Annotated in this window: 9 protein-coding genes; 2 read left to right on the top strand and 7 right to left on the bottom strand. The window is 46.0% G+C overall.

What is annotated here, in order from left to right; all coding sequences use genetic code 11:
* Nucleotides 1-58: 58 nt before the first annotated feature.
* The 5 genes from ACTRWF_RS14675 to ACTRWF_RS14695 all read right to left on the bottom strand — a co-directional run bounded on the left by ACTRWF_RS14675 (nucleotide 59) and on the right by ACTRWF_RS14695 (nucleotide 6,434).
* Entirely contained in the window at nucleotides 59-1,714 is a 1,656-nt protein-coding gene (locus tag ACTRWF_RS14675; protein ID WP_008305471.1) for an electron transfer flavoprotein-ubiquinone oxidoreductase, read from the bottom strand.
* A gap of 25 nt (nucleotides 1,715-1,739) precedes the next feature.
* Nucleotides 1,740-2,681: an electron transfer flavoprotein subunit alpha/FixB family protein gene (locus ACTRWF_RS14680; RefSeq protein WP_008305470.1), complete on the bottom strand. Its 942-nt coding sequence runs from the start codon at nucleotides 2,679-2,681 to the stop codon at nucleotides 1,740-1,742.
* A complete protein-coding gene (locus tag ACTRWF_RS14685; RefSeq protein ID WP_008305469.1) occupies nucleotides 2,681-3,430 on the bottom strand; it encodes an electron transfer flavoprotein subunit beta/FixA family protein in 750 nt (249 codons plus the stop codon). Before ACTRWF_RS14685 ends, ACTRWF_RS14680 begins: the two co-directional genes overlap by 1 nt.
* Before the next feature lie 20 nt (nucleotides 3,431-3,450).
* Nucleotides 3,451-5,232, bottom strand: a complete 1,782-nt coding sequence (locus ACTRWF_RS14690; protein ID WP_008305468.1) for an acyl-CoA dehydrogenase family protein — start codon at nucleotides 5,230-5,232, stop codon at nucleotides 3,451-3,453.
* Nucleotides 5,233-5,420: 188 nt separating this feature from the next.
* Nucleotides 5,421-6,434 carry an AraC family transcriptional regulator gene (locus ACTRWF_RS14695; protein WP_008305465.1) on the bottom strand — a complete coding sequence of 338 codons (1,014 nt, stop codon included), beginning with the start codon at nucleotides 6,432-6,434 and terminating at the stop codon, nucleotides 5,421-5,423.
* A 205-nt stretch (nucleotides 6,435-6,639) separates the two neighbouring features.
* Here ACTRWF_RS14695 and ACTRWF_RS14700 point away from each other — a divergent pair, with 205 nt between their 5' ends.
* Nucleotides 6,640-8,187: an amidohydrolase gene (locus ACTRWF_RS14700; protein WP_015067460.1), complete on the top strand. Its 1,548-nt coding sequence runs from the start codon at nucleotides 6,640-6,642 to the stop codon at nucleotides 8,185-8,187.
* Here ACTRWF_RS14700 and pyk read toward each other — a convergent pair.
* Together pyk and ACTRWF_RS14710 are read right to left on the bottom strand one after the other, a co-directional pair.
* The gene (gene pyk, locus ACTRWF_RS14705; protein ID WP_015067459.1) at nucleotides 8,119-9,555 is read right to left on the bottom strand and encodes a pyruvate kinase; all 1,437 of its coding nucleotides are present in this window, start codon (nucleotides 9,553-9,555) and stop codon (nucleotides 8,119-8,121) included. The genes ACTRWF_RS14700 and pyk overlap by 69 nt on opposite strands.
* Before the next feature lie 453 nt (nucleotides 9,556-10,008).
* Nucleotides 10,009-10,860, bottom strand: coding sequence for a MurR/RpiR family transcriptional regulator (locus tag ACTRWF_RS14710; protein ID WP_015067458.1), 852 nt, complete (start codon nucleotides 10,858-10,860; stop codon nucleotides 10,009-10,011).
* A gap of 283 nt (nucleotides 10,861-11,143) precedes the next feature.
* Here ACTRWF_RS14710 and zwf point away from each other — a divergent pair, with 283 nt between their 5' ends.
* Nucleotides 11,144-12,637, top strand: a complete 1,494-nt coding sequence (gene zwf, locus ACTRWF_RS14715; protein WP_015067457.1) for a glucose-6-phosphate dehydrogenase — start codon at nucleotides 11,144-11,146, stop codon at nucleotides 12,635-12,637.

The following is a 12,637-nucleotide window of genomic DNA, read 5'->3' on the forward strand; positions in this document are numbered from 1 at the left end:
TGTTCTACAATCGTCAAACACTATTCTAGCTGGCTTTATATTACTTAGATAAATTTTTTTAGGTATTGGGGTACGTTGGACCACCACCACCCTCGGGTGGACGCCATGTAATGTTCTGTGCTGGGTCTTTTATGTCACAGGTTTTACAGTGAATGCAGTTTTGTCCATTAATTTGGAACTGCATTTCACCGTCGCTTTCCACCACCTCATAAACGCCTGCCGGGCAGTAACGTTGCGCGGGTTCATCGAAGCGAGGCAAGTTCTGCTTAATAGGGATAGACGTATCGGTTAATTTCAGATGACACGGCTGATCTTCTTCGTGGTAGGTATTTGAAATATAAACCGAAGAAAGTTTATCGAAGCTAAGTTTACCGTCTGGTTTCGGGTAGTCGATTTTAATGTGCGCACTAGCCGGTTCCATACACGCGTAGTCTTCTTTCGAATCGCGTAGTTTTAACAGTGGCTTACCACCAAAAATCTTCTGCTCCATCCAGTTGTAGCCGCCACCAACGATAGGGCCAAACTTATGCAAGGCAGGACCGAAGTTACGCGAGTTATATAACTCTTGATACGCCCAGCTCTGTTCGAATAGTTGTTGGAAATTGGTTGTACCCTTTTCTTCAGCATCGGTACCGAGCGCTTCAAGGATCGCATCAGCGGCAATCATGCCTGACTTCATCGCAGTGTGAACGCCTTTGATTTTACTAAAATTTAGTGTACCAGCGTCACAGCCAACCAACATACCACCGGGGAAACTCAGCTTGGGTAGTGCATTCAACCCACCTTTGGTAATTGCACGCGCACCATAGGTGATACGTTCGCCACCGCTGAGTGTTTCAGCAATAATCGGATGATGCTTAAGGCGTTGGAACTCATCGAACGGGCTGATATGCGGATTGGCATAATTCAAGTCAATGATTAACCCAACGAATACTTGCTGATTTTCGGCGTGATAGAGGAAGAATCCGCCACCCATGCCTTTACTTAGTGGCCAACCTGAACCATGCACAACCAACCCCGGTTTGTGTTGCGACTCAGGCACTTGCCAGATTTCTTTAAAGCCAATGCCGTAATGTTGAGGATCAGCGTCAGAATCAAGCGCGAACTTCTTGATAATGCCTTTACCAATGTGACCACGGCAGCCTTCACCAAGAATAGTGTACTTAGCAAGGATATCCATACCAGGGGTATAGCCTGGGCCTGGTTCGCCATCTGCGCCTACGCCCATGTCGCCTGTGGCTACTCCACACACTTTACCATTGTCGTCGAAAATCACATCAGCGGCAGTGAAACCAGGGAATATTTCTACCCCAAGCTCTTCTGCTTGCTCTGCGAGCCAGCGACATAAATTCGCCACACTCACAATGTAATTGTTGTCATTGTGCATTGAAGGTGGCACCGCCCAATGAGGTAACTCAGTGGCTCTAGACTCGTCGCGAAGTAAATACACTTCGTCTTTAGCTACAGGCTGACCTAGGGCAAAGCCGTCTTCTTTCCAAGTAGGGAAGAGTTCGTCCAATGCTTTGGTTTCAATGACTGCGCCAGAGAAAATGTGAGCACCTACTTCAGCGCCCTTCTCAAGCACACAGACGTTGACTTCTTTGCCTTGTTCAGCAGCTTGCTTCTTAATCTGACAAGCTGCCGACAGGCCAGAAGGGCCAGCGCCAACAATAACAACATCAAATTCGATGGATTCGCGTTCTGGAGTATCCATGACGTTCCTCTTTATGGCACTTAATTTAAAGTACGCTAGCTAATTTGGCTTCTAATTCCGGTACTAGGTCGTGTAAATCACCGACTAAACCGTAGTCCGCCACTTCGTAAATTGGTGCGTCTGGATCTTTGTTAATCGCTACGATAACTTTAGAGCCTTGCATACCTGCTAAATGCTGAATGGCACCAGAGATACCTACCGCTACATACAAGTCAGGTGCAACAATTTTACCGGTTTGACCAACTTGGTGGTCGTTACCAATAAAGCCTGCGTCAACTGCTGCACGCGATGCACCGAGGGCTGCATTCAAACGGTCTGCTAGTTTTTCGATAAGTGCGAAATTCTCTTCACTACCTACACCGCGGCCACCCGAAACTACAATACTTGCAGAAGCGAGTTCAGGGCGTTCACTTTGGGCAATTTCTTCGCTAACTACACGCGACAAGCCACAGTCAACAGCATTATCTACCGCAGTGATAGCGCCAGTGCCAGCTCCTGTTGGCGCAGCATCAAAAGCAGATGTACGCACAGTGATAACTTTCACAGCATCGCTAGAAGTAACGGTTGCAATGGCATTACCCGCGTAAATGGGGCGCACGAATTCAGCTTCACCATTAACACCGGTAATATCTGAAATTTGACCTACGCCGAGTAGTGCGGCTAGGCGTGGCAGTGCATCTTTCATTACACTCGTCGCCGGTGCAACAATGTGGCTGTAGCCTTCTGCATTAGCTTGTAATGTTGCTGCTAGGTTTTCTGCACCTTGATACGCTAGTGCATCGTGGTCAGCAACCAGTACTGCGCTAACGCCATCGACTTTTGCCGCTTCTTCGGCAACGGCTGCACACCCTTTACCGGCCACAAAAATATCAAAAGAGGCACCAATTTTAAGTGCTGCCGACACGGCTGCTAAGGTAACAGGGCTGAGTGTGGCGTTATTGTGTGATGCAATTACTAAGGTTTTCATTAAATCACCTTCGCTTCATTTTTCAGTTTATCGACTAGCTCGTCTACCGACGCAACTTTGATACCTGCCTGACGTGTAGCAGGAGCAGCAACAGAAAGTTGTTGTTGCGTTGACGTAACTTCAACACCTAAATCTGCGGCAGTTGTCTCTGCGATAGGTTTGCGTTTCGCTTTCATGATATCAGGTAGTTTGGTAAAACGCGGTTCATTCAAACGTAGGTCAGCCGTCACGATAGCGGGAAGCTTCAGAGCTACAGTTTGTAGACCACCGTCGACTTCGCGTGTAACTAGCGCTTCGTCACCTTCAATTTTAACCACTGAGGCAAAAGTTCCTTGTGGGCGACCCATAATACCTGCAAGCATTTGACCCACTTGGTTGTTGTCGCTGTCGATAGCTTGCTTACCCATCATGATCAGGCCCGCGTCTTCTTGCTCGGCTACTTTCGCTAGTAAACGGGCAATAACTAATGGCTCTGGTTGCTCTTCTACATCAATACGAATGGCACGGTCAGCACCCATCGCAAGGGCAGCTAGGATCTGCTCTTTAACGATTTTGGGACCAATACAAACAGCGATAACTTCACTTGCTGTGCCCGCTTCTCTTAGGCGTAGTGCTTCTTCAACCGCTATTTCACAAAACGGGTTGATAGACATTTTGGTGTTGCTCAAATCGACGTCTGAGCCGTCCTGTTTAATACGTACTTTTACGTTGTAATCGATAACCCGTTTTACCGGAACAAGGATTTTCATAGTAAACCTTCTAATTCTAATTAAAATTGATCAACAGCAAATTCATACAGTGCTTGGGGGTTTTGTACCATTACACCAAAATGATGTAGTGCACGTGGCAACAAGCACTGGCTGTAGTACATCGCTGAAATACGCTTCTTAGCAAGGAACTCTTCACCGTACACGTCGTCGTTCGCGTCAGTTAAGGCGATAACGGCGAGTAAGGTACGGCCTTGCATCCAACCACCACACAAATAGCCCATTGCCATTAGCATATCGAAACAAACTGCTTGTGATAACTCTTTTTCGCTCGGTGCGTTAGTCAGTAGCCATTCTTTTGCCGCACGCGCTTTGTCCACGGCTTGGGCGAATGCTGCACCAAAGGCTTGCGCGTCGGCGTTGCTAGAAGCGCTCAATTCAGTGGCGGTAGCCGTCATGTCGTTTAATAGACTTTCCAGTGCTACACCACCGTCCATTAATACTTTACGACCAATAAGGTCGAGCGCCTGAATCGCCGTTGTGCCTTCATAAATAGGTAAGATACGTGCATCGCGGAAATGCTGCGCTGCACCTGTTTCTTCAACATAACCCATACCGCCATGAACTTGTATGTTAAGCGAAGTGAGCTCTTGTGCAAACTCCGTCATCCAACCCTTTACAATAGGTGTAAACAGTTCAAGACGCGCGTATTTTTCTTTACTGTTATTGTCGGCGTGAGCAAAGTCTAGCGCGGCAGACGCTTCTAGCGCTAAAGCGCGCATCGCTTCAACCCCAGAACGCATGGTTAATAGCATACGGCGAACGTCAGGGTACTCGATGATAGGCTTTTTACTACCATCTCTGTTTTTACCTTGAACTCGCTCACGTGCATACTGCACCGCTTGTTGGTAAGCGCGGTCTGAAATACCCAAACCTTGTACACCTACGCCTTGGCGGGCGTGATTCATCATGGTGAACATATACGGCAAGCCTTTGTGCGGTTCGCCAACTAAATAACCAATCGCGCCCTCGTTATCACCAAATGCCATAGTACACGTTGGCGAGCCGTGGATACCGAGCTTGTGTTCAATTGAGATGGGGTATACATCGTTGCGTTCGCCTGGTTCGCCGTTTTCGTCGAGTACGAACTTAGGTACGATGAACAGTGAAATACCTTTTACGCCCGGAGGTGCGTCGGGTAAGCGTGCAAGTACCAAATGCACAATATTGGGGGTCATTTGGTGATCGCCCCAAGTGATGAAAATTTTCTGGCCTTTAATGCGATAGTGATCGCCATCTGGTGTTGCAGTTGTTGATACTGCCGCGAGATCTGAACCAGCGCCTGGCTCGGTCAGGTTCATGGTGCCAGTCCACTCACCAGCGATTAAGCGGGGTAGGTAAAGGGCTTTTAGTTCGTCGCTACCATGAGCAAGTAATGCCTCTACAGAGCCGATGCTCAATAACGGGCAAAGTGCAAACGCCATATTTGATGCTTGCCACATTTCGCTGACTGCAGTGCCTAAAACCTGAGGAAGATTTTGTCCACCAAACTCTTCTGGTGCTGTTAATGTAGACCAACCGTTATCCACAAACTGTTGATAGGCTTCTTTTAATCCAGGAGATTCAGTGACGGCATTATCAGCCCACTGCGCAGGATTTTGGTCGGTGTCCCAGTTCAACGGAGCAAATACTTCTGAGCTCAGTTTACCGGCTTCTTCTAAGACCGCATCTGCTAGGTCAATATTAATATCTTCTAATTGAAGTTTTTCACACAAACCATCGAAACCGATTAACTGGTCAAGTACAAATTTAGCATCAAGTACAGGGGGTTGATATTGACTCATTTCAGAACCTATCCTAGTGATTAACGTTGTTGGATTATCCAAATAGTATAGGCACTAGTCTGCAATTTGCGCTTAATTTGTTCAATTACCAAAAAAGTCTATTGCTTGACATATTCGGACACTCGTTTGCTCACTTCATCAAACTATCTCAATCTGCATTTATATTAGTTTGGGCTGATGTTTTGGTGCTAGATAAGTGTGTTCTCGCGATATAAGGTAGGCGTCTGTCCAGTCCATTGTTTAAAGGCGCGCGTGAAGGCTGCTGGTTCAGAAAAACCTAATTTATTCGTAATGGTGGAAATCGGAATATCGGGTTGGCTGAGGTAATAAATCGCCATATTTTTGCGTAATTTATCTTTGATTTCTTGAAAGCTGGTACCTTCTTCGGTCAATTTCCGACGTAGCGTGCGTTCAGACACATTCACGCTATCAGCAATATCTTGCATGCTAGCTTCGTGCTCGCGGTACTCGGCCAAATAATCCATCACTCGGCGGGTATAAACTGGTGTGAATTCTTGACGTGTAAACCAGTTGAGTGGGGCTTGCTTGAAGTGTTCGCGCAGGTTCTCCGCGCGCTGGGTGACAGGGTTTACTAGTTCTTCTTCACTAAAAACGAAGGCATCGTAGTCATGGCCGTAGGTGATGGGGCAGGGAAACATAAAACGATACTCGGCGGCATGAGCGGGTTCTGCACCACGCATCTTAACTTGTTGCAGAGGAATACTTTTACCAATTAACCAACCCGGAAAACGGTGCCAAAGCAGCAAAAAGAAATCTCGAAACAGTAAGTTACGGTCGATTTCAGGTTGGACTTGACGCATGCGCAATTCAACCTGTCCTTTACTTATATACAATGACAGTGAAATTGACTGGTTAACCAAACTGTAAAAACGGCACAGGTGTTTATAAACCCGATGTAAATTTTGCTCTTGAATCGCCCCATCGGCGAATAAACGGAACACGCCATACTTACTGGGCTGCGTGGTTAAGCCTAAAAATTCATCGTCACTTTGCTCCCATACCGAGCGCATAAGTTGACTAAATTGTTGAGAGGTTATACGACTTTGCGGATTGTCGAGCAGAGGCTGGTTAAGTCGAGCACTTTGTAGAATCGGCTCCAAATTCAAACCGAGTTGGCGCGCTGCGTCTAACACCGCATTGGCAAAGTGCACAGAAACACTGTGACTGTAGTGAAGCGACATACCTAGCTCAATGAGTCATTCGAAATTGATGCTATTTTGCGAGAGCGGTAGCCGATTAGCAAGTACAACTTGGGTGGCTTTAGTGCGGGTGTGACAGCTCCTCTACTTGGAAAAGTAGTGTAATTGGACCAAGAAAATGGCGTAGTATGTGTATTCAAACACCGATACTCAGAAACATGAGTAATAACGACGACGAGAAAATATCATGCAAAAAAGACTGACGAGATTACTTTCTGGATTAGCTACCACGCTCGCTGTTTCAATGTCTGCAAGCTTCGCCGGCTATGCGTCTACAGTAGTGACCAACGTGACTGGGTATACGCTAAACCCGCAGGGTGAAATGGTAACCTTCAACACAATAGTGTTTGATGAAGGTAAAGTAGTGCAACTTAATCCCACCGAAATGCCAGCTGATGCAACAGTGATTGACGGCAACAATAAAGTATTACTGCCGGGGTTGATTGATGCTCACGGGCATTTGCTCGGTTTGGGCGGTAACTTAATGGAAGTCGATTTACGCGAGAGTTCCTCAATGCAACAGGCAGCCCAATGGGTAGCTGACTATGCCATGATGCATGCTGACCAAGAGTGGATAAAAGGCCGCGGATGGAATCAGGAGTTATGGAGTGATCGCTCATTCCCAACAGCCGCTGTACTCGATGCTAAACTGAAAAATAAACCCGTCTGGTTGACGCGAGTCGATGGCCATGCCGCTTGGGTGAATAGTAAAGCGTTACAGATGGCGGGTATCAATGACAGTACGCCTGACCCCGCTGGAGGCCAAATTTTGCGCGATGCTGATGGCAAGGCAACAGGTGTGTTGATTGACCATGCCATGGATTTAGTGTCAGCGATAATGCCAAAAGATTCAGCGTCACTCTATGCAGCACAACTCAACGCTGCAGGCGAGCATTTGCATTCGGTTGGCATAACCGCCATGCACGATGCGGGTATTGGCCATCATGTCTACGACTTTTACTTGGCGCGAGCCGCTCAGGGTGAACTGCCCGTGCGTGTTTATGCCATGCTAAGTGCGACAGATCCGCTGCTACCAGAGATGCTAGATGTTGGCATTATTCGCAGCCAAGACGACTTTTTACATGTGCGCAGCGTAAAAGCTTATGGCGACGGAGCATTGGGTAGCCGAGGTGCTGCGTTAATCAAGCCATATTCAGATGCACCTCATCAGCATGGGTTATTACTAACGCAACCTGAAGATTTTCCCAAAGTAGTACAGCAAGTGTTAGGCGCGGGTTTCCAGTTGAACTTTCATGCCATTGGGGATAAAGCCAATCAGTTAGTACTTGATGAATTTGAGCGTACCTTTGAGCTACTGGGTGGCCAAGCCCTGCGTAACCGAATTGAACACGCGCAAATCATTGCGGTTGAAGATTTGCCTCGCTTTGCCGAGTTGAAAGTATTGCCGTCGATGCAACCTACTCATGCCACCAGCGACATGAATATGGCGGAAGATCGCTTGGGTAAAGCTCGGATGGAAGGTGCCTATGCATGGAAAACATTATTGAACAGTGGTATTCCAATGCCACTAGGTTCAGACTTTCCGGTTGAGTTGGCCAATCCATTCTACGGCTTACATGCCGCAGTTACTCGCCAAGACCGCAATAATCAACCCGTCGCTGGTTGGTATCCCGAACAGGCTATGAGTATTCAACAAGCTTGGCGCTTACTCTACGTCAACAATTTTCAATGTATTGGTTGCACCCACTTTTTCCATTTCATCACCGTAAGTTAAGATGATGCTGTCACCACTTTTGACTAGCCCTTTTTCTTTTAACGATGCAATAACGTCGTATTTCAAACGGCCTGGTTCACTGTTAGATGAGTCGAAGAAAACTGGCTTAACACCACGACAAAGCGCCATCGTATTTAGTGTAGACTCGTGACGTGACATGGCAATTATTGGCAATGAAGTTGTAATGCGAGACATAAGTGTTGGCGTGCTGCCGCTTTCTGTTAAACCGACAATGGCTTTTACGCTTGGTAAGTGGTTAGCGGCATAAACAGCTGATAGGGCAATAGATTCACTTGTTGAAGAGAATTGTTCGTCCATGCGGTGTTTTGAAAGCTTAACACTTGGGTGGGTTTCTGCACCTTCACAAACTCGAGCCATAGCTGCAACGGTCTCAATAGGGTAGTTACCTGCAGCAGTTTCAGCCGATAACATTACCGCGTCAGTACCGTCTAGTACCGCATTGGCTACGTCCATGACCTCTGCACGAGTAGGCATCGGGCTGTCAATCATCGACTCCATCATTTGCGTTGCAGTGATCACCACTTTGTTTAACTGGCGAGAGCGAGAAATCAGCTTTTTCTGCACACCCACAAGCTCTGCATCACCAATTTCAACACCAAGATCGCCACGGGCAACCATTACCGCATCTGACGCTCTGATGATGTCGTCCATCGCTTCATCACTTGCTACAGTCTCAGCGCGTTCAACTTTGGCGCAAATTTTTGCATAGCAACCTGCTGCTTCAGCAAGCTCTCGCGCGTAGTTCAGATCTGCGCCACTGCGCGGGAAAGATACCGCAAGGTAGTCAACGCCAATTTTAGCCGCCGTCTTAATGTCTTCTTTGTCTTTCTCAGTTAAGGCATCAGCAGACAGACCACCACCTTGGCGGTTAATTCCTTTGTTGTTGGAAAGTTTGCCACCAACGGTTACTTCAGTAATAACTTTACGCCCTTCAACACCGGTCACTTTAAGCTGAATGCGTCCATCGTCTAGAAGCAAAATATCGCCAGCAGATACATCGTCGGGTAGGGCTTTATAATCAATGCCCACTTGCTCGGCGTTGCCTTCATCTCTACCTAGTTCTGCGTCAAGAATAAAGGTTGCACCCACCGCTAGTTGAACAGGACCTTCTGAAAAGCGGGCTACGCGAATTTTAGGGCCTTGAAGATCGCCCAAAATGGCGACGTATTTTCCAAGGTTTTGCGCTGCCTGGCGAACGCGCTTTGCTCGTTCAATATGATCCTCAGCCTGACCGTGAGAGAAATTCATTCGCACAGTGTTTGCACCTGCCGCGATTAACGCTTGAATTTTTTCTAGGGTGTCTGTTGAAGGACCAAGTGTGGCAAGAATTTTTGTTCTTCTAGTCATGAGATTCCGTCGCTGTTTCTAAGTTAGAAATGACAAAGAGTGATTGGTATCGGGTGATCCCCGCTACCTGTAATCGCTTTACGTAATTTTATTACAGAATAGTAGTTTAATTTGACAAAAATGTGAATGAAAGAAAGAAAAACTGCCAACTGGCTCGACCAGTTGCGGTGTTTTTTTGAATTCTGAACAAAATTTACAACGCGAAAGCAAAGAGCAAATCTTATTCTCCAATCACATTTTTAATTCACGTATTTAATTCACGTAGTGTAGAAATAAAAAGACGCTGTTAAGTAGGGTAGGACGCCATTAACGATATAGCAAATTGACCGAATAAACCGGTGTGTTGCTACACATCGTCAGTGGCTTTTTGAGCAGTGCCAAAGTGCACTTTGCGGATGGCTCATTGAGGCCGCATTGAGGACTAATTTACCGCTCGATTGAATTATTAGTAGTTTAGTCGTTTCGCTTCTCAAAGCGCGAGCCGCGCAATGTGTCTTTAACCCGCTTTAAATTCTCTCTAAACTTATTGCCTCGGCGCAGCGTAAAGCCTGTTGCAAGTACATCAATCAAGGTTAACTGCGCAATACGAGATGCCATAGGCATGTACATGTCGGTATCTTCTGGTACTTCAAGTGATAATACATAGCTACATTCTTGAGCCAGTGGGCTATCTGCAGAAGTAATGCCTACCACGGTTGCATCGTTCATGCGTGCAATTTGGGCAATCTCAACTAAGCTTTTTGTTCGTCCGGTATGACTTATCAAAACAACAACATCGCCGTCTGAACAATTCATACAACTCATGCGTTGCATGAGGATGTCTTCAAAATAGACAACCGGCACATTAAAGCGAAAAAATTTGTTAAGCGCGTCATGAGCAACAGATGCCGAAGCGCCAAGGCCGAAGAAAGAAATCTTTTGTGCCTGTGTAAGCAGATCTACAACGCGATTTACCACATTCACGTCAACAGATTGTCTTGCCACTTCTAAAGACGCCATGGTCGATTCAAAAATTTTATTGGTGTATTCGTCAGGGCTATCGTTCTCATCGACGTGACGATTTACATAAGGCGTACCGTTAGCAAGGCTCTGAGCCAAATGTAATTTGAAATCAGGGAAACCTTTTGTATCAAGACGTCGGCAGAAGCGGTTAACCGTTGGTTCGCTCACATCCGACATTTTAGCAAGGGTTGCTATACTCGAATGAATAGCTGTTTGCGGGTTAGCAAGTATAACCTCGGCTACCTTTTTCTCGGATTTACTGAATGCAGCTTTATTTTGAGTGATTTTTTCTAAAATGTTCATACAGACTATAGCAATTTAATGGTGCATGGATTTGTAAAGTACATGCGTAATAGTACCCATTGTGACGTCAGTGACAAGAAAAATGTAATTTTTTGACATTTTTTATTGATTAGATCGGGTTAAATCGGGGTAAACTGAGGGAAACAGCAAAGTTTCAGATCCGGTAGTTGGTTGAAGTTGTAATTTTACTACATTTGGTGTTAACTATGCAGTAATTAATGTCGATAGTATTGTAAACAACCATGCAATACATCGCACACACTCATTTAAAAGGTCGACGAATATGGTATTGGATAATTCCTACGAACCCTGTGATTTTGTACTTTTTGGTACACTGGGTGATCTTTCACGACGCAAGCTTTTGCCTTCGCTATATCAATTAGAAAAAGCCAATCTGATCCACCCAGATACCACTATTGTGGGTGTGGCGCGTCAAGAAATGTCGTTAGAAGCTTACATCGATGAGGTTCATGCCAACTTAGTTAAGTTCGGTGACAAGAACTTATGTGAAGCTACATGGGAAAAGCTAAAGGCGCGTTTACACTATGCGTGTGTAGACATGAAAGACGTTGGAAGCTACTGCGTTCTTGACGATCACGTAGACTCATCTCGTACAATGGTGTGCTATTTAGCTACACCTCCTTCAATTTATGGCGATATTTGTCGCGGTTTGCACAGCTGTAAAATTATCGACTCTAGCGTTCGCGTTGTTTTAGAAAAGCCAATTGGTCACGATTTGGCGTCATCGAAAGTTATCAATGAACAGGTAGCTGAATATTTCGATGAAAAGCAAATCTATCGCATAGACCATTATTTAGGTAAAGAAACTGTACTTAACCTTGTTGCATTGCGATTTGCAAATTCAATATTTGCGACCAACTGGGATCACAACTGTATCGATCACGTACAGATATCGGTTGCCGAGTCAGTAGGTATTGAAGGGCGTTGGGGTTACTTTGACGACGCTGGTCAAATGCGAGACATGGTGCAAAACCACTTGCTACAAATTCTAAGTTTGGTTGCGATGGAGCCGCCTACAACCCTTGATGCCGACAGCATCCGTGATGAAAAGCTCAAAGTCCTTAAGGCATTGCGCCCAATTAATTCGTTTAACATTAACGAAAGTACAGTTCGCGGACAATACACATCAGGTTTTGTTAAAGGTGAAGAAGTACCTGGTTACCTTGAAGAAGAAGGTGCCAATACACAGAGTAAAACTGAAACCTTTATTGCAATAAAAGCTGAAATTGACAACTGGCGTTGGGCCGGCGTGCCATTTTACCTGCGCACAGGTAAGCGTATGCCGACTAAGGTGAGTGAAGTTGTTATTTACTTCAAGCGTCAGCCGCACAACTTATTCGGTGACAGCTTCAAGAATCTTCCGCCAAACAAGCTGGTTATTCGTCTACAGCCAGACGAAGGGGTAGAAATCACCGTAATGAATAAAGTACCTGGCTTAACCAGCTCAGGCTCTATGGATCTACAAAAATCCAAGTTAAACCTAAGTTTCTCTGAAGCGTTTGCCGATGAGCGTATTCCTGATGCATACGAAAAACTCCTTCTTGAAGTTATGTTGGGTAATCAGGCGCTATTCGTTCGTCGTGACGAAATTGAACAAGCCTGGACATGGGTAGACTCAATTCTTGAAGCGTGGAAGCAATCGAGTGAGCCACCAGAACCGTATCAAGCAGGTACATGGGGGCCGGTAGACTCTATAGGTCTTCTTGCTCGCGAAAATCGCAGCTGGTACGAAAGCAAAACAGGGAAGAAAAAGTAA

The sequence above is a fragment of the Alteromonas sp. G5_S2_22_S1 genome, assembly GCF_054968525.1.